Genomic DNA, 26992 nt, shown 5'->3' on the forward strand with positions numbered 1-26992 from the left:
AGTCCGCACCAAGACATAACCTGCGGACTATTATAATGGAACATTCTGAGACAGCAGGCTGGCTGCGACCGCTGCACGCCGACCGGCTTACGCCCTACCTGGAAGTTGATGCTGCGCGCCTGCAGCGTAACCTGCAACGGATGCAACAGAAAGCCGATGCCGCCGGCGTCGCGCTGCGTCCCCACATCAAAACTCATAAAAGCGTCTGGATCGCTGAACAGCAGCGCCAGCTGGGTGCGCGCGGCATTACCGTGTCGAAACCGAGCGAAGGCGTGGCTTTTGTGCACGGCGGGGCACGCGATGTGCTGCTGGCCTATCCCGTGGTGCACGCCGCCGCGCTGACCGAACTGCTGCAGCTGGCGGCACAGCATCAGGCACGCATTACCTGCATCGCAGATTGCGCGGCGGGCGTAAGCGCCATTGTCGCCGCCCATCAGCAGCAGCCGGACTGCGCGCTGGCGATCGCCATTAAAGTGGATGTGGGTCTGCATCGCGTTGGCGTCGATCCACATAGTGATAGCGCGCTGACGCTGGCGCGGCAGATTGTCGCCAGCGGATTGCCCTTCGCCGGACTGATCTCGCATGCGGGTCATGCGTACGGTGCGGGTCATGCCACGGCGATAGCTGAGGTGGCGCAGCAGGAGATCGCGCTGATGCGTGACCTGCAACGGCGGCTGCTGGATGCCGGCTTTGTTCCTTGTCCCGTCTCGGTTGGCTCCACGCCCACGGCGCTGGCGGCACCGGTAGCCGCTGGCAGCGATGAAATTCGTCCCGGTAATTATGCCCTGCTGGATCTCACTGCCTGGCGTCTGGGCTTGTGTGAGGCGGATGCGCTGGCGTTAACGGTCGTGACGCGCGTGGTGGCCGTTAATCCTTATTACGCCATCATTGATGCCGGCTCCAAAATGCTGAGCTCGGACAAAGGCCCGCACGGCACCAATGCCAGCGGTTTCGGCATCGCGGTGGACGAGCATGGCCATCAGTATGAAGTGCAGAAGTTGTCGGAAGAACACGGCTTTTTAACCTATGGCGAACATGCGCCTGCGGTTGGTGCCCTGCTGCGCATCTTCCCTAACCACAGCTGTGCGGTGGTAGCGCAATCCGATCGCTTCGTGCTGCGTCAGGCCGACGGCAGCGCCGAACTGCATGACATTCAGGGGCGCGGCCGTTTTATCTGACAGAAAACGCTGTTGCAGCACACTTCCGTCACCGGGCCGTTTGCAGTCCGGTGACCTTCAGTTAAGGTGAAAGGCGATGTTTCAGGTTTAATTTGTCGTTTACCTGCCCCGCGGAGGCTCCATGCTGCCATCTCAGACAGTGACGCTCACCATTCCCCGTAACTGGTTAGATCTGTACGAAACCATCTGGAAACCCGAATGTTTTGCGAAGTGGGCCAGCGGCCTGAGCAGCAGCACGCTGACGCAGGAAGGCCAGTACTGGAAAGCGAAAGGCCCGGAAGGCACAGTGAAGATTCGTTTCACTCCCTATAACCCGTTTGGCGTGATGGATCACTGGATTGACACCGGCAGCGGTAAAGAGATTTATATGCCGATGCGGGTCATTGCCAACGAGCAGGGTGCCGAAGTCGTCATGGTGGTTTATCGCCAGCCGCTGATGTCTGACGAGAAGTTCGCCGGGGATGTTGCCTGGGTAAAACGCGATCTTGAGCGCCTCCTGCATCTGTTAACCCATTAGAATCAATGCATTATCCCACCAGCCGCCCTTTATACTGCGCTGGACGCAATCGCTAAAAAGCGCCATTTTTTTCGCGCAGCAGTGTTTAACTGTTTCACCGCGCGCAAAGCGCATTTTCGCACCATTCACCAGTCTGGCTAAAGCGTCGTAACCGTGAAAATTCCTGGACGTGCCGGACTGGCGAGAGCTGAGTGCTTCTGATTTAACTCTGTTTTTTCCTGTGCGCTGACTTGTTCAACTTTGCAGCGCCATAAAAGGTGGAAAAGGACTAATAAATTGTAAAGACCAGAACTTATATATTCACATCCATATTCTGAAACCATTTATTCCTGCAGTCGATTTATAGGAGTTTTCTTATGGTGTTAATTTAAATAAAACACGGTATAACTCCTTCACACACAGCAGTACTTAATAATAAAAACAGCAGGGACATAACATGGATCGCTCAACCTATCCTTTGTTATCTGAAAAAGAATTTGTTGAGATTGCCAGACGGATACAGGCCGGGAAATATAATAATGCAAAAGGATTTTATAACGATCTCGCGGATTTCCTCCTGACCGGAGGAGATACCGCGCAGACGCCACAACAATTACGCGCCAGGGGCATCATTTTATTATCAGAGCATCACTTAATTAACAGCATCGCGACGTGGCCGGCACTGAAAGGTATCTCAGGACTGCGACAGGAAGCGCTGCATTGATGTGATCTGTACTCTGGGCCGCCGCCCGGGTGAACCCTTAATTGCACTGGTACATGTACCATAATGAGCAGAGTATGGCGATACGCGAAAGAAATCTGGCCAGCGCCAAATGGTCAGTGTTGTCATCCATAAAAATCGTTGGCATTGGGGTATTACAGCTTTCACTGCTGGCGCAAATCCTGCAGGCAAATGAGCTCAATTTGCTCGCGATTGCCGTAGTGATCTTATTAGTGATTGATACACTAGCCGATCGCGGCTTCGGTAACGCACTTATTCGCTATCAAAGTTTAAATAACAGCGAACTCTCGACGCTTTACTGGGGTAATGTATTAAGCGGTCTATTTATTTTTGCCGCGCTGTTTATCGGCAGTGACATTTACAGCCGAGTAATGGGACAGCCGGAACTGGCAATTATGCTGGAGATGATTTCCGTCATCTTTATTATTATTCCGCAGGGGCAGCACTATCGCGCCATCCTGCAACGGGAAAAACAATTTACGCGCATTGCCTTTACGGAAACGTCTTCCGTGCTGGCAGGGCTGGCGGTCACGCTGTTTACCGTGTGGCTGACGCCGTCAGTGCTGTGCGCCATCTGGGGTTACCTGGCGATGGTTTCCATCAGAATGCTGATCTACTGCTACTACGGGCGTCCCTGGTTCCAGCCGGAGTACCGTTTTAGCCTGAAAGCTTTCGCCGCAGTGCGAGCAAGAAACGGATAATAACAACAAGTCTGTATGGTGGGCTCTGGGCATCTGCAAGATGCGTTCGCGTGCTGGTTACCAGCACGCTTTTTTCTTTTTATGCTTCCAGTAACTCTTCCAGCGAATGATAAGCCAGCTCGCTCAGCTTGCCATTGCGGTGCAGGCGCAGCCATCCCACCAGCATGCGCAGCTCGTCAATCACCATAAACAGATCGGCCATGTCGTTTTTGCTTTTCACCTGCAGGCGGGTTAGCGCATTCAGCTTGTGTGCATTCACCGTTTTATGGCTGATACCGAGCCGGTTACCAATCTGCTCCGTGTTGTAGCCCCACGCCATCATCAGCAGTACCCGCAGCTGCCGGTCCGGTAGCAGAATGTCAGCCCCCTCCTGCAACTGCGGTATCCCGCCGGCGATACAGGCCAGCAGGCAACGACATAGCGCGGTGTGTGAGGACTTCAAATCGAGGACGTTGAGTCCGGGCAGATAACGACTGAGAGCGTGCATCATCGGCAACAGGCGTCGCGTCAGCACCAGCACCTGCATAGCCGGAAACTGCTGCTGCAGCGCATACAGCACTTTGAAGGTGCCACTCAGCGGCATATTTTCGTGAAAGATAAACACCAGCAAGCGGGGTCGCAGCTTTTCACACTGCGAGATGACGGTACTGAGCGACCAGAGCTCATGCGCCCGGCAGCCTACCGGTAATGCCGTCAGCAGGCTTTCCAGCCCGAGTGCCGCCAGCTTGTCGGAGGAGTAATAGAGGATGTCTTCGCTGTGTTTTTTCATGCCTGTCCAGAGTTGCTGCACGTCGCGCCCGTAAATGATGAGCCTGAATGAGCAGGCATTAATCAGGTACGACACATCATCGGCGAAACTTAAATCAGGGTCGTTCCGCCGTCTCGCATCATTTTTATTGATGCGAAAACACCGGCTGATAACCGCAGTTCCTCTGTAACAAGCCCATCAGCAGGCTCACCATCAAGATGGCTAATCCGAAAACCTTTTTTTAGAAAATCTCAGTGGTCTACACTCTGGGAAATCTTTAGCCTTGCCGCCAGTTTACTGGAGTGCTCTATGTTATTAACCGTCCTGTACATCATTGGTATTACCGCCGAAGCAATGACCGGTGCGCTGGCGGCAGGCCGACGCAAAATGGACCTGTTCGGCGTCATTATTATTGCGTCAGTCACGGCGATTGGCGGCGGCTCGGTGCGCGATATTCTGCTGGGCCACTATCCGCTCGGCTGGGTGAAACACCCGGAATACATCATGATCGTCGCGGCGGCGGCCGTGGTCACCACCTTTGTCGCGCCGCTGATGAATCATCTGCGTAAAGTGTTTCTGGTGCTGGATGCGCTGGGTCTGGTGGTGTTCTCGATTATCGGCGCACAGGTTGCGCTGGATTCCGGCCATGCGGCGATCATCGCCGCCATCGCCGCAGTCATCACCGGCGTTTTTGGCGGCGTGCTGCGCGATATGTTCTGCAACCGCATTCCGCTGGTATTCCAGAAAGAGCTGTACGCCGGCATCGCTTTTGCTTCCGGCTGGATGTATATCCTGCTGCTGAAAACACCGCTGGCGCATGAAGTGGTGGTGATCATCACGCTACTGTTCGGCTTCTTCGCCCGCCTGCTGGCGCTGCGCTTCCGCCTCGGTCTGCCGATTTTCAACTACCCCCACCCCGAGCACTGACGGCTGCGCCGGGATATTCTGCTGCTGCAGAAAGTGAATCAGCGACTGCAGGCGCGCATCCTGCAGCATCGTCACCAGTCGCTGTGCCAGGACGTTGCCGATACCCGGCAGCTGCTGCCAGCTGTCGGCTGAACGCGCCAGCAGCTGCGACCACTGCGTATCGGGCAACGCCTGGAGTGCCGTGCGCGGCAGCGGTAAGCCCAGCGCGCTGATCCAGCGGCGCAGCGGCTGCTGGCGCGTCAGGTTAAAGCGATGCCAGATCTGCCGGGCGCGAACGGTGGAGATGCCCTGCGCCTGCGCAATCTGCTCTGGCGTGAGCGTCAGCCAGGAGAACAGGTGGCTGATGCTGCCACCGTCCAGCAGGCGCTGCCAGCTACTGCGCTGCATGCCAGCAATATCCAGCACCGACTTATGACTCAGCCAGCTGAGGCGCGACAGAAACTGCGCGCGACACCCTGCGCTGAAGTGCAGGCAGCTTAGCGGATTGAATGCGTCGTCCTGTGGCGGCAGCGGATAGTCGCGCTGCGCCACGCGCCAGATCACCCGTTCCAGCCGCGGAATACCCAGCCCGGCCAGCGACAGCGTGACCTGATCGCCGGCAATCACATCCCACTGCTTCCAGCGACGCAGCGAGCCCAGATTGACCCGCCGGACGGTTTTATCCTCCAGCTGCACCGGCTGCAGGTTTAGCACCACGGCAATTTTGCCGGTACGTCCGACGTTGAAATCCACCGACAGCACCTCGCTGCTGACTTCGGCAGGCTGATATTTCCACGCGGCCGACCAGCTGCCCTGTCCGGGCTGCCAGTCGCGCCCGACGCGCTGCGGTGACTGGTGAATCACCACACCATCAGTGACAAAAGGCAGCGGCTGGCGATACCAGCGCTCACGCCAGGCCGCGACCGCCTCTTCATTACTGACCTGGCGGCTCCACTGCTGCGTCAGGGCAAAGCCCCACTGCGTAAGCTGCGCCAGCCGCGCCTGCATCATCGGCGGCCCATCCGGCCATGCCCAGATAAACACGCCAATGCGCGACAGCAGCGGACTGGCTTCGCGCCGCATCATGGCGCCCGCCACCTGGGCGCGCGCATTCTGACCGCCGTCGCGCGCCTGCTGGTGATCGGTCATCGTCAGAAACAGTTCGCCCTGTAACACCACTTCCGCACGGTCGGTCGCGATATGCCGCGGGATCGCCGCAATATGCGGTGCTTTCGCCAGCCACTGTTCACCGCGCAGTCCGTCGCCCCGGCTGATCAGGCCAGCCAGTTCGCCGTGGCGATACACCAGCGTCACCGCCACGCCATCGACTTTCGGCTGCACCCACAGTGCCGGTTTATCCTGCATCCAGTAGGCCACCGCCAGCTTGTCACGCAGCTTGCGCACGCCGGTATGCGCCACCGGATGCAGCGTGCTGCCGTCGGTGCTGAGCTGTGCCGCATAGCCGGGCAACGCCGGCGTGAAGCAGCGCTGCCACTGCTGTAAGCGCTGCTGCAGGCTGTCGTAATCGGCATCGCTTACCGGGCTTTGCCCCTGACGGTAGTAGGCATCATCCCAGTGGCGCAGCTGGTTGTGCAGCACGCCCATCTCCTTTTCAGCGCGCACCGGTGACCAGTTGGGACAGACCGCCATCCCATTCGCACATCCCGCCAGCAACATCGCACCCAGCCATCTCCATCCTTTCATCGTCGCCTCCTTTTTTGCTGATTGCAGCGTGCCGCGGTGAGTGACACCAGCGTTAAAAAGCCGATTGTGGAGCGAGGCTGACGGATTTTTGTGCGAATTGCAGAAAGTTGCGCTGCCGCTGGAGGGCGCGCACAGAAAAAGAATTGCCGCGTGCGGGCGGCAAACGCTGCGTGCTGCGCTTAAGCCGTGTATACTGTGCAGGAAATCGACTCCGCTCTTTACTCAATTCAAGATAACCATGGCTCAAGGCACGCTCTATATTGTTTCCGCCCCCAGCGGCGCAGGTAAATCCAGCCTGATTCAGGCGCTGTTAAAGACACAACCGCTGTACGATACGCAGGTGTCTGTTTCTCATACCACCCGCGGCGTGCGCCCCGGCGAAGCGCATGGTGAACACTACTTTTTCGTCTCAAAGCCTGAATTCGAACGCATGATCGCCGAGGATGCTTTCCTTGAGCATGCGGAAGTGTTTGGCAATTATTACGGCACCTCACGCGCGGCGATTGAGCAGGTGCTGGCGACCGGCGTTGACGTGTTTCTCGACATTGACTGGCAGGGCGCACAGCAGATTCGCCAGAGAATGCCGGCCGCCCGCAGCATCTTTGTTCTGCCGCCGTCCACCGAAGAGCTGGATCGCCGTCTGCGCGGCCGCGGTCAGGACAGCGAAGAGGTGATCGCCCGCCGCATGGCGCAGGCAGTGGCAGAAATGAGCCACTATGCCGAATACGATTATTTGATTGTTAATGATGATTTCGATCTGGCGCTGTCGGATCTGAAAACCATTATTCGCGCAGAACGTCTGCGTATGGGTCGCCAGAAAGCGCGACATGATGCTTTAATCAGCAAACTATTGGCAGTCTGAAGTCACTTTCAGTATTATGCCCAGTCATTTCTTCATCATCTGTGGAGTAGCACACCTATGGCACGCGTAACCGTTCAGGACGCAGTAGAGAAAGTTGGTAACCGTTTTGACCTGGTGTTGGTCGCTGCACGTCGTGCACGTCAGATGCAGGTAGGCGGCAAAGATCCGCTGGTTCCGGAAGAGAACGATAAAGCCACCGTTATCGCCCTGCGCGAAATCGAAGAAGGCCTGATCACCAACCAGATTCTGGATGTCCGTGATCGTCAGGAACAGCAAGAGCAGGAAGCCGCTGAGTTACAAGCCGTTACCGCTATCGCTGAAGGTCGTCGTTAACAGCACTCTGCAGGTCAACCTTGTATCTGTTTGAAAGCCTCAATCAGCTGATTGAAAAATACTTGCCTGAGGAGCAAATCAAGCGCCTCAAGCAAGCTTACCTTGTCGCACGTGATGCCCACGAGGGCCAGACACGCTCCAGCGGCGAACCCTATATCACCCATCCCGTTGCGGTTGCCTGCATTCTGGCCGAGATGAAGCTCGACCACGAAACGCTGATGGCGGCGCTGCTGCATGATGTGATCGAGGATACGCCCGCCACCTATCAGGACATGGAACAGCTGTTCGGAAAAAGCGTGGCCGAGCTGGTAGAAGGCGTTTCCAAGCTTGATAAGCTGAAATTCCGCGACAAGAAAGAAGCGCAGGCTGAAAACTTCCGCAAAATGATCATGGCGATGGTGCAGGACATTCGCGTCATCCTGATCAAACTGGCTGACCGCACGCACAACATGCGCACGCTGGGTGCGCTGCGTCCGGATAAAAAACGGCGCATCGCGCTGGAAACGCTGGAGATTTACAGTCCTCTGGCGCACCGCCTCGGTATTCATCACCTGAAAACGGAACTGGAAGAGCTCGGCTTTGAAGCACTCTATCCAAACCGTTTCCGCGTGATTAAAGAGGTGGTGAAAGCGGCGCGCGGTAACCGTAAAGAGATGATTCAGAAGATCCTGTCGGAAATCGACGGGCGTCTGCAGGAAGCCGGCATTCCGTGCCGCGTCAGCGGACGTGAAAAGCATCTCTATTCGATCTACCGCAAAATGCACCTGAAAGAGCAGCGATTTCACTCGATCATGGATATTTATGCCTTTCGCGTCATCGTGAAAGACCTCGATACCTGCTATCGCGTGCTTGGTCAGATGCACAGCCTGTACAAACCGCGTCCCGGACGCGTGAAAGATTACATCGCCATTCCCAAAGCCAACGGCTATCAGTCACTGCACACCTCGATGATCGGCCCGCACGGCGTGCCGGTTGAGGTGCAAATCCGTACCGAAGATATGGATCAGATGGCGGAGATGGGGGTAGCGGCCCACTGGGCTTATAAAGAAGCTGGCGAAAGCGGTACCACCGCGCAAATTCGCGCCCAGCGCTGGCTGCAAAGCCTGCTGGAGCTGCAGCAGAGCGCTGGCAGCTCGTTTGAATTTATCGAGAGCGTAAAATCCGATCTGTTCCCGGATGAGATCTACGTGTTTACGCCGGAAGGCCGCATCGTCGAACTGCCCGCTGGCGCCACGCCGGTGGATTTCGCCTATGCGGTGCACACCGATATCGGTCACGCCTGCGTCGGTGCGCGCGTCGATCGCCAGCCGTATCCGCTATCGCAGGCGCTGACCAGCGGCCAGACGATTGAAATCATTACCGCACCTGGCGCCCGGCCAAATGCCGCGTGGCTCAACTTTGTGGTGAGCTCAAAAGCGCGTGCCAAAATTCGCCAGCTGCTGAAAAACCTCAAGCGCGAAGATTCCGTTAACCTCGGTCGTCGTCTGCTGAGCCACGCACTCGGCGGCAGCAAAAAGCTGGCCGAGATTCCGGCGGAGAATATTCAGCAGGAGCTGGAGCGTATGAAGCTCTCCAGCATCGACGATCTGCTGGCGGAGATTGGCCTCGGCAATGCCATGAGCGTGGTGGTGGCGAAGAACCTGCTGCAATCCGGTAGCGAACCGTCATCTGGCAGCAGCAAGCGCAGTAAAAAGCTGCCGATCAAGGGCGCTGATGGCGTGCTGATTACCTTCGCCAAGTGCTGCCGTCCAATCCCTGGCGATCCGATTGTCGCGCACGTTAGTCCCGGTAAAGGTCTGGTGGTGCATCACGAATCCTGTCGCAACATTCGCGGCTACCAGAAAGAACCGGAAAAATTCATGCCGGTTGAATGGGATAAAGTGACCGATCAGGAGTTTGTCGCCGAGATTAAGGTGGATATGTTTAACCACCAGGGCGCGCTGGCCAACCTGACCGCGGCAATCAATACCGCAGGTTCGAATATTCAAAGCCTCAATACCGAAGAGCGTGACGGCCGCGTTTACAGCGCCTTCATCCGCCTCACCGCGAACGATCGCGTCCATCTGGCCAATATCATGCGTAAAATCCGCGTGATGCCGGACGTGATTAAAGTTCACCGTAACCGTAATTAGTGCATGAACGCTCAACGTTTTGCTCGTATCCAGGAGATGCTGGCCATGCGCCAGCACGATCTCACCGTCTGCATGGAGCAGGTGCATAAGCCGCACAATGTCTCTGCGGTGATCCGCACCGCCGACGCCGTCGGCATCCACGAAGTGCACGCCGTATGGCCCAGCGTACGTATGCGCACCATGGTGTCCGCGTCGGCGGGCAGTAACAGTTGGGTGAAGGTGAAAACCCATCGCCACATTGCTGATGCGGTGCGCCATCTGAAAGATCGCGGCATGCAGGTGCTGGCGACTCATCTGTCAGACAAAGCGGTCGATTTCCGCGAGATCGATTACACCAAACCGACCTGTATTTTGATGGGCCAGGAGAAAACCGGCATCACTGCTGAAGCGCTGGCGATGGCCGACCGCGATATCATCATTCCGATGGTCGGTATGGTGCAGTCGCTGAATGTCTCCGTGGCCTCCGCGCTGATTCTGTATGAAGCCCAGCGCCAGCGGCAAAACGCCGGCATGTATCGCCGCCAGCACAGCCTGCTGGACGAGGATGAGCAGCAGCGCCTGCTGTTTGAGGGCGGGTATCCGGTGCTGGCGCGCGTAGCGAAGCAGAAAGGCCTGCCCTATCCGCACATCAACGCGCAGGGCGAAGTCGAAGCCGATGCCGTCTGGTGGTCCACCATGCAAGCGACGGGTAAAAAATGAAAGGCCGTCTGCTGGATGCCATTCCGCTCAGTACCCTGACCGGCGTCGGCGCCAGCCAGGCAGGTAAGCTGGCGAAACTCGGCCTGTTTACCATTCAGGATCTGCTGCTGCACCTGCCGCTGCGCTACGAAGACCGCACCCAGCTGTACAAAATTAACGATCTGCTGCCCGGCATCTGGGCGACGGTGGAAGGTGAAGTGCTGCATAGCGAAATCACCTTTGGCCGCCGCCGTATGCTGGTATGCCAGATCAGCGACGGCAGCGGCGTGCTGACGATGCGCTTCTTCAATTTCAACGCCGGCATGAAAAACAGCCTGGCACCGGGCCGTCGCGTCACCGCTTATGGCGAGATCAAACGCGGCCAGCGCGGCGCTGAAATCATTCATCCGGAGTATCGCGTCCAGGGCGAGCTGGGTGGCGTTGAGCTGCAGGAAACCCTGACGCCGGTCTATCCCACCACCGAAGGTATTCGCCAGGCCACGCTGCGCAATCTCACCGATCAGGCACTGACGCTGCTGGAGAGCTGCCCGATTGCCGAGCTGCTGCCGCCGGAATTGAGCGGCGGTCTGATCAGCCTGCCAGAGGCGCTACGCACCCTGCACCGGCCGCCGCCGGACCTGCGCCTGAGCGAGCTGGAAACCGGCCGTCATCCGGCGCAGAAGCGTCTGATTCTCGAAGAGCTGCTGGCGCACAATCTCAGCATGCTGGCGGTACGCGCCGGCGCGCAGCGCCATCACGCCCTGCCCATGCCGGCACGCCACCAACTGGTGGATAAACTGCTGGCCGCGCTGCCATTCTCGCCCACCGCGGCGCAGCGGCGCGTGGTCGCAGAGATTGAGCGCGATCTGGCGCACGACTTCCCGATGATGCGCCTGGTGCAGGGTGATGTCGGCTCCGGTAAAACGCTGGTAGCTGCCCTGGCGGCGCTGAACGTAATCGCCCACGGCAAGCAGGTAGCGCTGATGGCGCCGACCGAACTGCTGGCTGAACAGCACGCCAGTAATTTCCGCCAGTGGTTTGCGCCGCTTGGCGTAGAGGTTGGCTGGCTGGCCGGAAAGCAGAAAGGCAAAGCGCGCGAAGCGCAGCAGGAGGCGATTGCCAGCGGTCAGGTGGCGATGGTGGTGGGCACGCACGCGCTGTTCCAGGAACAGGTGAAGTTCAACGGCATGGCGCTGGTGATCATTGATGAGCAGCACCGTTTCGGCGTGCATCAGCGGCTGGCGCTGTGGGAAAAAGGCGAAGAGCAGGGTTTCCATCCGCATCAGCTGATCATGACCGCCACCCCGATTCCGCGCACCCTGGCGATGACGGCCTACGCCGATCTCGATACCTCAACCATTGACGAACTGCCGCCGGGCCGTACGCCGGTGACCACGGTGGCAATTCCCGATACCCGCCGCAGCGACATCATCACCCGGGTGCAAAGCGCCTGCCATGAAGGCCGTCAGGCCTATTGGGTGTGTACGCTGATCGATGAATCCGACGTGCTGGAAGCGCAGGCGGCGGAAGCCACCTGGCAGGAGCTGAAAGTGGCGCTGCCGGACCTGCAGGTCGGTCTGGTACACGGGCGCATGAAGCCGGCAGAGAAACAGGCGGTGATGGCGGCGTTTAAGGCCAACGAAATCCAGCTGCTGGTGGCCACCACGGTGATTGAGGTCGGCGTGGATGTGCCCAACGCCAGCCTGATGATCATCGAAAACCCGGAACGACTTGGTCTTGCACAGCTTCATCAGCTGCGCGGACGCGTTGGCCGCGGTGCCGTCGCCTCACACTGCGTGCTGCTGTACAAAGCGCCGCTGAGTAAAACCGCGCAGAAACGCCTGCAGGTGCTGCGCGACAGTAACGACGGTTTTGTCATCGCCCAGCACGATCTGGAAATTCGCGGTCCGGGTGAATTGCTCGGCACGCGCCAGACCGGCAACGCCGAGTTTAAAGTTGCCGATTTACTGCGCGATCAAAGCATGATTCCGGAAGTTCAGCGCGTGGCGCGCCATATCCACCAGCATTATCCCGAACAGGCTCAGGCGCTGATCGAGCGCTGGCTGCCGGAAACCGAGCGCTACAGCCACGCTTAATCCAGCTGCGGCTGTCGCTCCACCGCCATAAAATCCCCGACGAAGCGCTGTAACAGGCGCGTTAACTCAGCGCGCTCTTCAGCTGGCCAGTCAGCGAACAGCTGCTGATAGATCTGGGTGCGCGCCGCGTCGATTTTGTCCGTCATCGCTTTTCCCGCCGCCGTGATCACCGCCTCATTGACCCGCTTGTCTCTGGCATTTTTCTGCCGCTGCGCCAGCCCCAGCTCTTCCAGCTTCGCCACCTGACGGCTGACGGTGGTGTAATCGCGCCCGGCGCGATCGGCCAGCTCCACCACGCCGAGGGGACCAAAGCGGCCAATCTGGATCAACAGCGGAAACAGGGCACGATCCAGCTGGATACCGGACTCTTTTATTAATAATTCATCACGTTGCGGACGATTAAAGGTGCCGACGATCATCAGCAGCGCGTTGTGCAAATCATCGAAGCTGGCATTATTATGTGTATTTTGCACGCTTTTCATTGACGTCATCCCAGAGCAGGCCTAATGTGTGCATATTACACATATTATCCGATGAACTGAAGGTGAAACATGAAAGCAGCCATTGTCAGTGCCGCAGGTGAGAAACCGGTATGGGGCGATTTCCCGCCACCGCAGGCCGATGAACAGCATGTGGTGGTAACGGTGAAGGCCGCCGCCATCAGCCAGCTGGCCAAAGCGCGAGCTGCCGGCGCCCATTACAGCGCCGGTAGCCACTATCCGTTTATCGCCGGCATTGATGGCACCGGCACGCTGAGCAACGGCGATCCGGTCTATTTTGTCGCCTTTAGCGCACCGTGGGGCAGTATGGCGCAGCAGACCCGGGTGCCGGCTGCGGCGGTGGTTGCGCTGCCGCCGACGCTTGATCCGCTGCTGGCTGCGGCAATCGCCAATCCCGGCATGTCCTCGTGGGCCGCACTGACGCGCCGCGCACAGTTTCAGGCAGGGGAAACCGTGCTGATCAACGGCGCAACCGGCACCTCCGGCGGGCTGGCGGTGCGTATTGCGCGTCACCTCGGTGCCGGGAAAATCATCGCCACCGGCCGTAACCGCGCGGTGCTGGAGCAGCTGCGCACGCAGGGCGCGGATATCATCCTGACGCTGGATGAATTGCCCGGCGCGCTGCCAGCGCTGATGCAGCAAGGCATTGATGTGGTGCTGGATTATCTGTGGGGCCAGAGTGCGCTCGACATCATGCACGCGGCCGTGGCCGGCGGTGAGAAAACGGTGCGCTTCGTGCAGATTGGCTCGCTCAGCGGGCAGGAGATCGCGCTGCACAGTAAACTGCTGCGCTCATCCGGACTGACGCTGATGGGCAGCGGACTGGGCAGCGTCTCTGACAGCGAACTGATCGCCTGCATTGGTGAGATGCTGAACGCCGCCGCTGAAAGTGATTTCTCCATCGCTTTTCAGCAGCGTCCGCTGAGTGAGGTAGAGCAGGCGTGGCAGCAGGATGACAGCCGTTGCCGCACCGTGTTTACGCTCTAGATCAATCGCAACTAAAAGGGGCATTGCAAACGATTGCTTTCACAACGCAACCGTTTAAAATCGCCCCTTTGTTGTTATTGAGAAGCCACCATGTCCGTCAATACTGCTGAATCCCGCCAGCCTGCCACTGCGCCAGGCGAGAGCAAAAGTGAACTGATTTACCGTCTTGAAGATCGTCCGCCGCTGCCGCAAACGCTGTTTGCTGCCTGCCAGCATCTGCTGGCGATGTTTGTGGCGGTGATTACCCCGGCACTGCTGATCTGCCAGGCGCTCGGCTTACCGGCGCAGGACACGCAGCACATCATCAGCATGTCGCTGTTTGCTTCGGGCGTGGCGTCCATTCTGCAAATCAAAACCTGGGGACCGGTGGGCTCTGGCCTGCTGTCGATTCAGGGCACCAGCTTTAACTTTGTCACGCCGCTGATCATGGGTGGTATGGCGCTGAAAAACGGCGGTGCCGATGTGCCGACCATGATGGCAGCGCTGTTTGGTACCCTGATGGTGGCTTCCTGTACTGAGATGTTGCTGTCACGCGTGCTGCACCTCGCGCGCCGCATCATCACGCCGCTGGTGTCCGGCATTGTGGTGATGATTATCGGTCTGTCGCTGATTCAGGTCGGCCTGACCTCGATTGGCGGTGGCTTCGCCGCCATGAACGATCACAGCTTTGGGGCGCCGAAAAATCTGCTGCTGGCCGGTGCCGTACTGGTGGTTATCATCCTGCTCAACCGCCAGCGCAACCCTTATCTGCGCGTCGCGTCGCTGGTGATCGCCATGGCGGTGGGTTATGCGCTGGCCTGGGCGCTGGATATGCTGCCCGCTACCTCTGCACCCACCAACCAGGCGCTGCTGGCCGTGCCGTCGCCGCTCTATTACGGCCTGGGTTTTGACTGGAATCTGCTGATCCCGCTGATGCTGGTGTTTATGGTGACCTCGCTGGAAACCATCGGCGATATTACCGCCACCTCCGATGTCTCCGAACAGCCGGTCAGCGGTCCGCTGTATATGAAGCGTCTGAAAGGCGGCGTGCTGGCCAATGGTCTCAACTCGTTTGTGTCGGCGCTGTTCAACACCTTCCCTAACTCCTGCTTCGGTCAGAACAACGGGGTGATTCAGCTGACCGGCGTGGCCAGCCGCTACGTGGGCTTTGTGGTAGCGCTGATGCTTATCGTACTCGGCCTGTTCCCGGCGGTGAGCGGCTTTGTGCAGCATATTCCGGAACCGGTACTGGGCGGAGCCACCATCGTGATGTTTGGTACCATTGCCGCTTCTGGCGTGCGCATCGTGTCGCGCGAACCGCTCAATCGCCGCGCCATTATGATCATCGCGCTGTCGCTGGCGGTGGGCCTCGGCGTATCGCAACAGCCGCTGATTCTGCAATTTGCCCCGGACTGGCTGAAAACCCTGCTGTCATCCGGCATCGCCGCCGGGGGTATCACCGCTATCGTGCTTAACCTCGTCTTTCCGCAGGAAAAGTAATGCTGCTGGCAGGCTACGGCCTGCCTGTTATTTATCCGCTTTTTCATCCAGGCTGTTGAGCTGTAACGGTAATTCAGGCATAACAACCACTCACCGGATAAATATCGGGATGGATGGATGCGATGAAATTTTTAGGCAAGTTTTTCCTTACCTTGTTACTGCTGATTCTGCTGGCGCTGGTGGTTCTCTATGTGCTGCTGCAAACCCAGTGGGGCGCAGGCTGGTTTAGCCGTTGGGTAAGCGATAAAACCGCCTGGCATTTGTCGCTGAGTAAGATTGAGCACAACTTCTCCTCGCCTTCCCACATCATCCTGGATGACTTCAGCTTCGGCCACGACGGCCAGCCGGCGGTGCTGGTGGCGAAGCGCGTCGATCTCGGTCTGGCACTGGTGCAGTTCAGCGATCCGCTGCATTTCGACAGCATTGAAGTGCGCGACGGCGACATCAACCTCGCTAACCAGTCACCACAAACCACGCTGCCGATCCAGGCCAACCGGCTGCAGCTCAATAATGTGCAGATCGAAAGCCCGCACAGCGCCCTGCCGCTGGCGGCGCAGCGGGTCAACGGCGGCATTGTGCCGTGGAAGCCCACGCCTGACGATATGCTGGGCAGCGATGCGCAGTTCCAGATGAGCGCAGGTGCCATGACGCTGGACGGCGTCGCCGGTAACAACGTGCTGCTGCAGGGCAATATCGCCAAACGCCGGCTGGTGCTGAGCAATATCGGCGCCGATCTGGCGCGCGGCTCAATGACCGGACGGGCCGAGCGCGACGCGCAGGGTAACTGGCAAATCAACCAGCTGCGTCTTAACGATATTCGCCTGCAAACCCAGCAGAGCCTGAGCGAGTTCCTCAGTCCGCTGCGTGACGTGCCTTCGGTGAGCATTAACCGGCTGGATATGACCGATGCGCGCCTGCAGGGCCCGGACTGGGCGGTGACCGATCTCGATCTGACCCTGAAGAACATCACGCTGCGCGGCGATGACTGGCAGAGCGACGACGGTTCGCTGGCCATGAACGCCGGCAACTTTATTAACGGCAGCTTTGAACTCAACGATCCGATCGTCAACGCCGAATTCTCACCGCAGGGCATTCAGCTGACGCAGTTCAGCTCCCGCTGGGTCAACGGCGTGATTCGCGCCAGCGGCAGCTGGACGCGCAGCGATAAGCGCCTGACGCTTGACGATTTAGCCATTGCCGGCCTGGAATACACGCTGCCGCAAAACTGGCGCGATCGCTGGCAGCAGACGCTGCCGGGCTGGCTGGATAGCGTGCTGGTGAAGCGTGCGACCGCTAACCGTAACCTGGTGATTGATATCAATCCGGCCTTCCCGTTCCAGATGACCGCGCTCGACGGTAATGCAGAGAATCTGCTGCTGGCGCGCCAGCATCAATGGGGCATCTGGGCCGGCAAAGCCAGCTTTAACGCGGCGGAAGCCACCTTTAACCGCACCGATTTGCGCCATCCGTCGATTAGCCTGAACGCCAGCGATCGGCAGATTGAGGTCAGCGAGATGAGCGCCTTTAACGGCAGCGGATTACTGGAAGGCACGGCAACCGCAGGGCAGGAAGCACAGCGTCCGTTTACGCTGAACCTGAAAGGCCAGGCGGTACCGGCAAACGTGCTGCAAAACTGGGGCTGGCCTGCGCTGCCGCTGAGCGGCAGCAGTAATTTGCAGCTGCAGCTGAAGGGATCGCTCAGCGCGGGCGCCCCGCTGCGTACCAGCGCAGAAGGCAGTTTGTCGGTGACGACGGATACGCAGTCGGTGCAGCAGACGATGCGTGGCGGGCAGGTGCAGTGATGATTGCATGACCGATCGCGCTGAAAAGCGCGATGCGGGCGAGTCAGGCCATCGCCAATCGCACAATACTTGTAGCGGCGCGATTTATCGCGCAATAAATTGCGCCGCTACCAAAAATGCAACTGTTGTTGAATGCATTTGAATCTTAACTGACACACATTACGCCATGCAGAGTGACCCTGTGGTTTTGTTGCGCGCTGCGTGGTTAATTAATACGCGCGCCTGAACCGCCCTCTTCCAGCGGTCCGTCGGGATCGGCGGGTAACACGATGTAGACACCTTCAAACACCGCACCCAGCTCATCATCCCCAAACAGCTCCACCTCCATCTGTACGCGTGCTTTTCGTCCGCGCGCCAGCCGGTCGAGATCGCCGCTCAGCGAGCCGAGATCGGCGATGGCGCCGGGCCGTCCGCTGATGGGTTTGCTATAGCGTATATGCGCATCGGCCAGAATGATGGTGCCGCCGAGATGGCGTTCGCGCAGCAGCAGCCAGATCAATCCCCAGCCGGTAAGCGTGGCGAGTGAAAACAGGCTGCCGGCAAACAGCGTGTGGTGCGGGTTCTGGTTGCCGGCTTCCGGCATGGTGGTGACAAACTTCTGCCCGGTATACTGCAGAATGCGCACGCCCATCTTTTCGCTCAGCGGGATGTGTTCGTACCACGCCTGCTGCAGCTGTCCGCACCAGTCGGCGCGATGCAGAATATCATCCAGCGTCACCACCGGTTTAATCATCAGGAAGTGGCGCACCGGCGTGGTTTGCGGTGCGGTAATTTCGCCCTGATTAACAAAGCCGAGCTTGGCAAAGAACTCCACCGCATCCTCGCGCGCGCTACAGGTGACGCGTTTGGCCCCTTCCTGGCGCGCCACCGACTCCAGCGTCATCGCCACCAGCGTACCCAGCCCTTTGCCCTGCACCGACGGGTGCACCGCCAGAAAGCGGATCGCCGCTTCATTTTCCGCATTGATATACAGGCGGCCCACCGCTACCGGTTTGCCGTGCTCATCCACCACCATCTGGTGATGCGCCAGCGCATCCCAGGCATCACGTTCTGAGCCCTGCGGCTGGCGCAGCGGCTTCCGTAACATTTCCCAGCGGAACTGGTAATACATATCCAGCTCTTCCGCCGTTTGCGGTACGCGAAGATGATACATAAAGTGATTCTCTCGTTCGGAGCTTGCGTGGCTGATCCCTTGCCGCTCGGCTAAAAATCTCACACCTGTAACCAGAAGGTCACCGGACCATCGTTAATCAGCGAAACCTGCATATTGGCGGCGAAGCGCCCGTTGGCGGTGGTGACGCCCAGCGCCCGGCAGCGATCGCTGAAGTCGTGATAGAGGCGCTCGGCTTCCGCCGGATGCGCGCCGCCAGAGAAAGAGGGACGCATGCCTTTTTGCGTGTCGGCCGCCAGGGTGAATTGCGAAACCACCAGCACGCTACCGCCTGTCTGCTGTACGCTGAGGTTCATTTTGTCGTTCTCATCGCCAAAGATACGGTAGCCCAGCACTTTCTCCGCCAGGCGCTGTGATTTCTGCTCGTCATCGCCCTTTTCCACCCCCAGCAGCACCAGCAGACCGGCGCCAATTTCGCCCACCGTGGCGTTATCCACGCTGACGCTGGCGCGCGTCACACGCTGAATCAAAGCAATCATGTTTCCTCTCGTTCTTTATCGCGTTCCTGCTGTTTTAACTGGCGATAGTCATCCAGCGTGACGGTCACTTCCGCGCCTAACAACACAATACACCAGGTCCAGTAAACCCACAGAAACAGGATGGGGATCACCGCCAGCACGCCGTAAATTAATTGATACGAAGGAAACATCGTAACATAGAGCGCAAAGCCTTTTTTACCCAGCTCGAACAGCAGACCCGCGACCACCGCACCTATCAACGCATCGCGTCCCGGCACGCGCCGCGTCGGCACAATGCTGTACAGCAGCCAGAAGGCGAGAATGGAGAGTACCAGCGGGAAGATGCGCAGCGCCTGATCGATCAGGCTGGTGACGCCGGTCACGTTCACCCAGCGCAGCGACAGCAGATAGGAGCTGATGGCCAGACTGGCACCGGCCAGCAGCGGTCCCAGCGTCAGAATCATCCAGTAGACCGCAAAGGAGTAGACCATCGGGCGCGGCTTGTCGCTGCGCCAGATGGCGTTGAGCGCGCTGTCGACCGAGTGCATCAGCAGCAGCGCAGTGACAATCAGCCCGACCGCTCCCACCGCCGTCATTTTGTTGACGTTGGCGACAAACTGATCGAGATAGCGCTGAATCACATCCCCGGCGGCCGGCATGAAGTTAGTGAAGATGAAGTTCTTCAGCTGCACGCTGATGTCGGAGAACACCGGGAAGGCGGCAAACAGCGCGAATACCACGGCAATCAGCGGCACCAGCGCCAGCAGTGACACGTAGGCCAGATTACCGGCCTGCGTGGTCATGTTGTCTTCATCGATGCGGCGCCACAGCAGTTTGATCCACAGGAAAAACGCATGCGCCGAGTGGCGCAGATGAGTTCGCATGGTCACTCAGCGACGGCTCGCAAACCAGTCAGGCACAGTTTTCGCATCTTCGACCAGCACGCTCTCAATGCCCAGCGCGCGCGCCGCATCAACATTCGCCTGGTTGTCATCAAAGAATACCGCCTGATCGGCGGTGAAGCCTTCATGCTCCAGTACGTAGTGCCAGATGCGCGCTTCCGGTTTGCGCATGCCGATATCCTGCGACATATAGATGTGGTCGGCAGCCTGCTGCACTTCCGGATACTGCGTTGGCCAGAACTCGAAATGCAGCTGGTTGGTGTTAGACAGAATCACCACGCGCTCGCCGCTGGCGCGCAGCTGGTTCATGATCGCCAGCGTTTCCGGACGCACGCCGACAAACACCGCCTGCCAGCCCGCAGTGAACTGCGGATAGCTCAGGGCAATATCGAGCTGGTCACACAGCCGCGCAGCAAACTCCGGGTCGCTGATTTCGCCCCGCTCGTGCTGCTCGAAGGTCTCGTCCATGCGAAAACGGCTCTGCAGCGTGGCAAGCGGCACGCGTCCCAGATCGCTCCAGACGCCGAGTACCCGATTGAAATCGATATCAACAATCACATTGCCTAAATCAAAGATGTACAGCATGACACCTCTCCTCTACGTTCCCTGGATCATTCACTCTAGCGGTAAAAGGCAAGCCTGAACAGGTACGCTTAGGGGAAATCCGCATTCCGCAAGCGGGGTCTGATTTCGTGCGGGTCACGCTGCCTCAGACGGCAGGCAAAAAAAAGCCCCGCGGGTGCGGGGCTCATTATCAGACGATTTCGCTTACTCTTTGCTGCCGCGAGACGCGCGTTTGCGATCGTTCTCGGTCAGGTGGCGTTTACGAATACGTACTGACTGCGGCGTCACTTCTACCAGTTCGTCGTCATCGATGAACTCGATAGCCTGCTCCAGCGTCATTTTCTGCGGTGGTACCAAGGTGGTAGCTTCGTCAGTACCTGACGCACGCATGTTGGTCAGTTTCTTACCGGTCAGGCAGTTTACGGTCAGGTCGTTAGAACGGCTGTGAATACCGATGATCTGGCCTTCATACACTTCCGCACCGTGACCGAGAAACAGCTTACCGCGATCCTGCAGGCCGAACAGGGCGAAGGCAACCGCTTTACCCTGACCGTTGGAGATCAGCACGCCGTTCTGACGCTGGCCCACTTCGCCCGGACGCACGTCGTCGTAGTGGCTGAAGGTGGAGTACAGCAGACCGGTACCGGAAGTCATGGTCATGAATTCGTTACGGAAGCCGATCAGACCACGGCTTGGGATCACGTAGTCGAGACGTACGCGGCCTTTACCATCCGGATCCATGTTTTTCAGGTCGCCTTTACGCTCACCCATCGCCTGCATCACTGAACCCTGATGGGTTTCTTCGATGTCGAGGGTAACGTTTTCGAATGGCTCCTGCTTGCGGCCTTCGAATTCACGGAAGATAACTTTCGGACGGGATACCGCCAGCTCGTAGCCTTCACGACGCATGTTCTCGATCAGAACTGACAGGTGCAGCTCACCACGACCGGATACGCGGAATGCATCAGCATCTTCAGTTTCTTCTACGCGCAGCGCTACGTTGTGCACCAGCTCTTTGTTCAGACGCTCAAGGATCTGACGCGACGTCACAAACTTACCTTCTTTACCACAGAACGGTGAGGTGTTGACGTTGAAGAACATGGTTACGGTTGGCTCATCCACGCTCAGCGCTGGCAGCGCTTCCACATTCTGCGTGTCGCAGATGGTGTCGGAGATGTTCAGCTCGCCCAGACCGGTGATAGCGATGATGTCGCCCGCTTCAGCCAGGTCGGATTCAATACGCTCCAGACCCAGATGGCCCAGCACTTTACCGACTTTCGCGTTACGGGTTTTCCCTTCGCTGTCGATTACAGTAACCTGCTGGTTTGGCTTCACTTTACCGCGCTTGATGCGGCCGATACCGATTACGCCGAGGTAGTTGTTGTAGTCCAGCTGCGAGATCTGCATCTGCAGTGGGGCTTCAACTTCAACCTGCGGTGGAGAAACGTGGTCGACGATGGCCTGATACAGCGGGGTCATGTCGTCAGCCATGTCGGTGTGATCCAGACCGGCGATACCATTCAGCGCAGACGCATAAATGATCGGGAAATCGAGCTGCTCGTCAGTCGCGTCGAGGTTGACGAACAGGTCAAATACCTGGTCAACAACCCAGTCAGGACGCGCGCCAGGACGGTCAACTTTGTTGATGACTACAATCGGCTTCAAACCGTGGGCAAAGGCTTTCTTGGTTACGAAGCGGGTTTGCGGCATAGGGCCATCCATCGCGTCTACAACCAGCAGCACCGAATCCACCATGGACATGACGCGCTCAACTTCACCACCGAAGTCGGCGTGTCCCGGGGTATCAACGATGTTGATACGGTAGTCGTTCCATTTGATGGCGGTGTTTTTCGCGAGGATGGTAATCCCACGCTCTTTCTCCAAATCGTTGGAGTCCATCACGCGCTCAGTCGCTTCGGTACGGGCATCAAAAGTACCGGACTGTTGCAGCAGTTTGTCAACCAGGGTGGTCTTACCATGGTCAACGTGCGCGATGATGGCGATGTTACGCAAATTTTCGATCACAGCTTTGCCTCAGGCATTATAGAAATAACGCGGTATTGTACACGGATTAAGCGAAAGACTGAACATGATCACAGTTTTCGCCGAAAGATTCTCGCAGTGCGCGTTTTTAGCACCAATTACGGTGCATTAAGCTGCACTTTGATGGCGCTTTGCACCATTTAAGTGCTCACCCCTAAACTGACGGCACTATTTTGGTGCATTCCATCCACGCTGGTGCAGCCGTCGTCTCACCGCAGGGCGCATCACAGCGCCATTTTCACCATTGTAATAAAGTTGGCACAGAATTCGCTTTATATCTTTTAAGCGAAAACGACAGTTGCACAACGGTTGAAGAGCTTGCCGAGATCTTGGTCAGGGGTGGTCAGTAGTCGTGACACATTCCCGGCAACAGAAGTTCTCTCACCACGACGACAAAATGACCATTTCCAGGAGAGTTGAGTATGTCCGCTGAACACGTTCTCTCGATGATGAACGAGCACGAAGTTAAGTTTGTTGACCTGCGTTTTACCGATACCAAAGGTAAAGAACAGCACGTTACTATCCCTGCTCACCAGGTTAACGCTGACTTCTTCGAAGAAGGCAAAATGTTCGATGGCTCTTCCATCGGCGGCTGGAAAGGCATTAACGAATCAGACATGGTGCTGATGCCGGATGCAACAACTGCCGTAATGGATCCGTTCTTCGAAGATCCGACGCTCATCATCCGCTGTGACATTCTCGAGCCAGGTACGCTGCAGGGCTACGATCGCGACCCGCGCTCCATTGCCAAGCGCGCAGAAGAGTTCCTGCGTTCTTCCGGCATCGCCGACACCGTACTGTTCGGACCTGAGCCAGAGTTCTTCCTGTTTGACGACATCCGTTTCGGCTCTTCAACTTCCGGCTCACACGTGGCTATCGACGACATCGAAGCAGCCTGGAACACCGGTAAAGAGTACGAAGGCGGTAACAAAGGTCACCGTCCAGGTCTGAAAGGCGGCTACTTCCCGGTGCCACCGGTTGACTCATCACAGGACATCCGTTCTGCCATGTGTCTGACCATGGAGCAGATGGGTCTGGTGGTAGAAGCGCATCACCACGAAGTGGCTACTGCTGGTCAGAACGAAGTGGCTACCCGCTTCAACACCATGACCAAGAAAGCTGACGAAATTCAGATCTACAAATATGTCGTGCACAACGTCGCGCACGCCTACGGCAAAACGGCGACCTTTATGCCGAAGCCAATGTTTGGCGACAACGGTTCCGGTATGCACTGCCACATGTCACTGTCTAAAGGCGGCGTAAACCTGTTCTCTGGCGACAAATACGGCGGCCTGTCTGAAACTGCCCTGTTCTACATCGGCGGTATCATCAAGCACGCAAAAGCCATCAACGCCCTGGCTAACCCGACCACCAACTCATACAAGCGTCTGGTCCCAGGCTACGAAGCACCGGTAATGCTGGCTTACTCAGCGCGTAACCGTTCTGCCTCTATCCGTATCCCGGTGGTGGCCAGCCCGAAAGCACGTCGTATCGAAGCGCGCTTCCCGGATCCAGCGGCTAACCCATACCTGGCGTTCACCGCACTGCTGATGGCCGGCCTCGACGGCGTGATCAACAAGATCCACCCTGGCGATGCGATGGACAAAAACCTGTACGACCTGCCGCCGGAAGAAGAAGCTGAGATTCCAAAAGTGGCCGGTTCACTGGAAGAAGCGCTGAACGCACTGAACGAAGACCGCGAGTTCCTGACCCGTGGCGGCGTGTTCACCGATGACGCTATCGATGCTTACATCGAACTGCGTAAAGCTGACAACGACCGCGTACGCATGACGCCGCACCCGGTTGAGTTCGAACTGTACTACAGCGTTTAATCCTTAAAAGATTCGCGCAGATGCACCGTAGCCGCCAACGCCGCGACGGTGCTAATCCTGGCGCTGAAGATTTTTTGTTGCCGTGGAAACTTTAGCCCATCTCCGGATGGGCTTTTTTCACCGCGAATTCATCGTTCGACGGATAGATTTGCGTCCCCAAAGGCTATAATGCACTAATTTAGTGCAGAGGAACGCTGTATGGCAACTGGCACGCTGCCCGACGCGGGGCAGATTCTCAACTCCCTGATCAACAGTATTTTGCTGGTCGATAACGATCTGGTTATCCACTACGCCAACCCGGCGGCCCAGCAGTTACTGGCGCAAAGCTCACGAAAATTGTTCGGCACGCCCTTACCGGAACTTACCGGCTATTTTTCGCTGAACATTGAGGTAATGAGCGAGAGTTTAGGGGCAGGCCAGGGCTTTACCGATAGCGAAGTCACGTTAGTGGTGGATGGCCGCGCGCACATTATGTCGCTCACGGCACAGCGTCTACCCGACGGATTTATTCTGCTGGAAATGGCGCCGATGGATAATCAGCGCCGTCTCAGCCAGGAGCAGATTCAGCACGCCCAGCAGGTTGCCGCGCGCGATCTGGTTCGTGGCCTGGCGCACGAAATTAAAAACCCGCTCGGCGGATTGCGCGGCGCGGCGCAGCTGTTATCGCGCGCCCTGCCCGATCCGGCGCTGAATGAATATACCAAAGTGATTATTGAGCAGGCCGACCGGCTGCGTAACCTGGTCGACCGCCTGCTGGGTCCGCAGCAGCCCGGACTGCACGTGACCCAGAGCATCCATCAGGTGGCTGAACGTGTGGTTAACCTGGTGTCGATGGAGCTGCCGGAAAACGTCTCGCTGGTGCGTGATTATGACCCCAGCCTGCCGGAGCTGCCGCACGACCCGGACCAGATTGAACAGGTGCTGCTCAACGTGGTGCGTAACGCGCTGCAGGCGCTGGGCGAAGCGGGCGGCACCATTGTCATCCGTACCCGTACCGCGTTTCAGCTGACGTTACACGGCACGCGTTACCGGCTGGTGGCGCGTATCGACATTGAAGATGATGGCCCGGGCATTCCGGCCCAGCTGCAGGATACGCTGTTCTATCCGATGGTCAGCGGACGCGAAGGCGGTACCGGTTTAGGTCTCTCTATCGCCCGCAGCCTGATCGATCAGCATTCGGGAAAAATTGAATTTAACAGTTGGCCAGGCCACACCGAATTCTCGGTTTACCTGCCTATTCGCCAGTGAGGTTTCTATGCAACGAGGGATAGTCTGGATCGTCGATGACGATAGCTCCATCCGCTGGGTGCTTGAACGTGCGCTCACTGGAGCCGGTTTAAGCTGCGCCACCTTTGACAGCGGCAACGAGGTGCTGGATGCGCTCTCGACCAAAACCCCGGACGTATTATTGTCGGATATTCGTATGCCAGGCATGGATGGTCTGGCGCTGCTGAAGCAGATCAAACAGCGTCATCCGATGCTGCCGGTCATCATTATGACCGCGCATTCGGACCTCGACGCGGCGGTCAGCGCTTATCAGCAGGGCGCGTTTGATTACCTGCCTAAGCCGTTTGATATTGATGAAGCGGTCGCACTGGTAGAGCGCGCCATCAGTCACTATCAGGAGCAGCAGCAGCCGCGCAATCAGCCGGTAAGCGGCCCGACCACCGACATCATCGGCGAAGCGCCGGCGATGCAGGATGTCTTCCGCATCATCGGCCGTCTGTCGCGTTCGTCGATCAGCGTGCTGATCAACGGCGAGTCCGGTACCGGTAAAGAGCTGGTCGCACATGCGCTGCATCGCCACAGCCCGCGTGCCAAATCCCCGTTTATCGCGCTGAATATGGCGGCGATCCCGAAGGATTTGATCGAATCGGAGCTGTTTGGCCACGAGAAAGGCGCGTTTACCGGCGCGAACCAGATTCGTCAGGGCCGCTTTGAGCAGGCCGATGGCGGCACGCTGTTTCTCGACGAAATCGGCGATATGCCGCTTGATGTGCAGACGCGCCTGCTGCGCGTGCTGGCCGATGGCCAGTTCTATCGTGTTGGTGGCTATGCGCCGGTCAAAGTGGATGTGCGCATCATCGCCGCTACCCACCAGAATCTGGAGCTGCGCGTGCAGGAAGGCAAATTCCGTGAGGACCTGTTCCACCGCCTCAACGTGATTCGCGTGCATCTGCCGCCGCTGCGTGAACGTCGCGAGGATATCCCGCGTCTGGCGCGCTACTTCCTGCAGGTCGCAGCGCGTGAGCTGGGCGTAGAAGCGAAAATTCTGCATCCGGAGACTGAAGCCGCGCTGACGCGACTGCACTGGTCGGGTAACGTGCGCCAGCTGGAGAACACCTGCCGCTGGCTGACGGTGATGGCCGCGGGCCAGGAAGTGCTGATTCAGGATCTGCCGCCGGAGCTGTTTGAGTCGAGTACGCCGGAAAATCCGGTGCAGTCGCTGCCGGACAGCTGGGCAACGCTGCTGGCGCAGTGGGCAGACCGCGCGCTGCGTTCCGGTCATCAAAACCTGCTGTCAGAAGCACAGCCGGAGATGGAGCGTACGCTGCTGACCACTGCACTGCGTCATACGCAGGGCCACAAGCAGGAAGCGGCACGTTTACTGGGCTGGGGCCGTAATACGCTCACGCGTAAACTGAAAGAACTGGGCATGGAATAACGCGGAAAAGGGT

24 protein-coding genes are annotated in these 26992 nt (G+C 58.0%); 16 read left to right on the top strand and 8 right to left on the bottom strand.

The features are described 5' to 3' along the window. Window positions 1-35: 35 nt before the first annotated feature. The 4 genes from F3J36_RS18970 (at window position 36) to F3J36_RS18985 (ending at window position 3117) form a co-directional block, all read left to right on the top strand. Entirely contained in the window at window positions 36-1178 is a 1143-nt protein-coding gene (locus F3J36_RS18970; RefSeq protein ID WP_211073201.1) for an alanine racemase, read from the top strand. A 121-nt stretch (window positions 1179-1299) separates the two neighbouring features. Next, complete coding sequence (locus F3J36_RS18975) at window positions 1300-1695, top strand: hypothetical protein (RefSeq protein ID WP_021507099.1); 396 nt, start codon at window positions 1300-1302, stop codon at window positions 1693-1695. 436 nt (window positions 1696-2131) lie between these two features. Next, window positions 2132-2398, top strand: coding sequence for a hypothetical protein (locus F3J36_RS18980; RefSeq protein WP_166720255.1), 267 nt, complete (start codon window positions 2132-2134; stop codon window positions 2396-2398). A 74-nt stretch (window positions 2399-2472) separates the two neighbouring features. Then, a complete protein-coding gene (locus F3J36_RS18985; RefSeq protein ID WP_021507100.1) occupies window positions 2473-3117 on the top strand; it encodes an oligosaccharide flippase family protein in 645 nt (214 codons plus the stop codon). A gap of 79 nt (window positions 3118-3196) precedes the next feature. Here the strand turns inward: F3J36_RS18985 and F3J36_RS18990 are convergent, their stop codons facing one another. After that, complete coding sequence (locus F3J36_RS18990; RefSeq protein ID WP_166720256.1) at window positions 3197-3886, bottom strand: LuxR C-terminal-related transcriptional regulator; 690 nt, start codon at window positions 3884-3886, stop codon at window positions 3197-3199. A gap of 288 nt (window positions 3887-4174) precedes the next feature. Between F3J36_RS18990 and F3J36_RS18995 the strand changes: the two genes are divergently transcribed. Next, window positions 4175-4792 carry a trimeric intracellular cation channel family protein gene (locus tag F3J36_RS18995; RefSeq protein ID WP_031279636.1) on the top strand — a complete coding sequence of 206 codons (618 nt, stop codon included), beginning with the start codon at window positions 4175-4177 and terminating at the stop codon, window positions 4790-4792. On the opposite strand, the gene ligB is transcribed toward F3J36_RS18995, so the two are convergent. Beyond that, window positions 4706-6475, bottom strand: a complete 1770-nt coding sequence (ligB, locus tag F3J36_RS19000; protein WP_166720257.1) for an NAD-dependent DNA ligase LigB — start codon at window positions 6473-6475, stop codon at window positions 4706-4708. The two genes, F3J36_RS18995 and ligB, sit on opposite strands and share 87 nt — an antisense overlap. A gap of 238 nt (window positions 6476-6713) precedes the next feature. Here ligB and gmk point away from each other — a divergent pair, with 238 nt between their 5' ends. Genes gmk through recG form a run of 5 tightly spaced genes read left to right on the top strand, consistent with a single transcriptional unit; the run spans window position 6714 to window position 12576 of the window. Continuing rightward, window positions 6714-7337, top strand: coding sequence for a guanylate kinase (gmk, locus tag F3J36_RS19005; RefSeq protein WP_021507104.1), 624 nt, complete (start codon window positions 6714-6716; stop codon window positions 7335-7337). 57 nt (window positions 7338-7394) lie between these two features. Continuing rightward, entirely contained in the window at window positions 7395-7670 is a 276-nt protein-coding gene (gene rpoZ, locus F3J36_RS19010) for a DNA-directed RNA polymerase subunit omega (RefSeq protein ID WP_021314198.1), read from the top strand. Window positions 7671-7690: 20 nt separating this feature from the next. Continuing rightward, on the top strand, window positions 7691-9802 hold the full coding sequence (spoT, locus tag F3J36_RS19015; protein WP_021507105.1) for a bifunctional GTP diphosphokinase/guanosine-3',5'-bis pyrophosphate 3'-pyrophosphohydrolase: 2112 nt from the start codon (window positions 7691-7693) through the stop codon (window positions 9800-9802). 3 nt (window positions 9803-9805) lie between these two features. Further along, a complete protein-coding gene (trmH, locus tag F3J36_RS19020) occupies window positions 9806-10501 on the top strand; it encodes a tRNA (guanosine(18)-2'-O)-methyltransferase TrmH (protein WP_166720258.1) in 696 nt (231 codons plus the stop codon). Continuing rightward, window positions 10498-12576 carry an ATP-dependent DNA helicase RecG gene (recG, locus tag F3J36_RS19025; protein ID WP_021507107.1) on the top strand — a complete coding sequence of 693 codons (2079 nt, stop codon included), beginning with the start codon at window positions 10498-10500 and terminating at the stop codon, window positions 12574-12576. Before trmH ends, recG begins: the two co-directional genes overlap by 4 nt. Here recG and F3J36_RS19030 read toward each other — a convergent pair. Continuing rightward, on the bottom strand, window positions 12573-13058 hold the full coding sequence (locus tag F3J36_RS19030; protein ID WP_166720259.1) for a MarR family winged helix-turn-helix transcriptional regulator: 486 nt from the start codon (window positions 13056-13058) through the stop codon (window positions 12573-12575). The genes recG and F3J36_RS19030 overlap by 4 nt on opposite strands. 69 nt (window positions 13059-13127) lie before the next feature. On the opposite strand from F3J36_RS19030, the gene F3J36_RS19035 reads away from it, so the two are divergent. The 3 genes from F3J36_RS19035 (at window position 13128) to F3J36_RS19045 (ending at window position 17344) form a co-directional block, all read left to right on the top strand. Continuing rightward, window positions 13128-14063: a zinc-binding alcohol dehydrogenase family protein gene (locus F3J36_RS19035; RefSeq protein WP_166720260.1), complete on the top strand. Its 936-nt coding sequence runs from the start codon at window positions 13128-13130 to the stop codon at window positions 14061-14063. A 90-nt stretch (window positions 14064-14153) separates the two neighbouring features. Then, on the top strand, window positions 14154-15542 hold the full coding sequence (locus F3J36_RS19040) for an NCS2 family protein (RefSeq protein WP_021507110.1): 1389 nt from the start codon (window positions 14154-14156) through the stop codon (window positions 15540-15542). 122 nt (window positions 15543-15664) lie between these two features. Continuing rightward, the gene (locus F3J36_RS19045) at window positions 15665-17344 is read left to right on the top strand and encodes an AsmA family protein (protein ID WP_127833484.1); all 1680 of its coding nucleotides are present in this window, start codon (window positions 15665-15667) and stop codon (window positions 17342-17344) included. 205 nt (window positions 17345-17549) lie between these two features. On the opposite strand, the gene fabY is transcribed toward F3J36_RS19045, so the two are convergent. From fabY to typA, 5 genes are all read right to left on the bottom strand, one after another. Next, window positions 17550-18497, bottom strand: a complete 948-nt coding sequence (gene fabY / locus F3J36_RS19050; protein ID WP_021507112.1) for a fatty acid biosynthesis protein FabY — start codon at window positions 18495-18497, stop codon at window positions 17550-17552. A 59-nt stretch (window positions 18498-18556) separates the two neighbouring features. Further along, entirely contained in the window at window positions 18557-18994 is a 438-nt protein-coding gene (dtd, locus tag F3J36_RS19055; RefSeq protein WP_021507113.1) for a D-aminoacyl-tRNA deacylase, read from the bottom strand. Continuing rightward, a complete protein-coding gene (locus F3J36_RS19060; RefSeq protein WP_021507114.1) occupies window positions 18991-19857 on the bottom strand; it encodes a virulence factor BrkB family protein in 867 nt (288 codons plus the stop codon). The genes dtd and F3J36_RS19060 overlap by 4 nt, the downstream gene beginning before the upstream one ends. 6 nt (window positions 19858-19863) lie before the next feature. Next, window positions 19864-20460, bottom strand: a complete 597-nt coding sequence (gene yihX / locus F3J36_RS19065) for a glucose-1-phosphatase (RefSeq protein WP_021507115.1) — start codon at window positions 20458-20460, stop codon at window positions 19864-19866. 183 nt (window positions 20461-20643) lie between these two features. After that, window positions 20644-22464, bottom strand: coding sequence for a ribosome-dependent GTPase TypA (typA, locus tag F3J36_RS19070; RefSeq protein WP_021507116.1), 1821 nt, complete (start codon window positions 22462-22464; stop codon window positions 20644-20646). Window positions 22465-22904: 440 nt separating this feature from the next. Between typA and glnA the strand changes: the two genes are divergently transcribed. The 3 genes from glnA (at window position 22905) to glnG (ending at window position 26979) form a co-directional block, all read left to right on the top strand. Next, the gene (glnA, locus tag F3J36_RS19075) at window positions 22905-24314 is read left to right on the top strand and encodes a glutamate--ammonia ligase (RefSeq protein WP_031279641.1); all 1410 of its coding nucleotides are present in this window, start codon (window positions 22905-22907) and stop codon (window positions 24312-24314) included. Between the two features lie 198 nt (window positions 24315-24512). Beyond that, window positions 24513-25562: a nitrogen regulation protein NR(II) gene (glnL, locus tag F3J36_RS19080; RefSeq protein WP_021507118.1), complete on the top strand. Its 1050-nt coding sequence runs from the start codon at window positions 24513-24515 to the stop codon at window positions 25560-25562. A 7-nt stretch (window positions 25563-25569) separates the two neighbouring features. After that, on the top strand, window positions 25570-26979 hold the full coding sequence (gene glnG, locus F3J36_RS19085; protein WP_031279642.1) for a nitrogen regulation protein NR(I): 1410 nt from the start codon (window positions 25570-25572) through the stop codon (window positions 26977-26979). Window positions 26980-26992 lie beyond the last annotated feature (13 nt).

The sequence above is a fragment of the Pantoea sp. Cy-640 genome, from assembly GCF_011752635.1.
GTDB lineage: Bacteria > Pseudomonadota > Gammaproteobacteria > Enterobacterales > Enterobacteriaceae > Pantoea > Pantoea dispersa.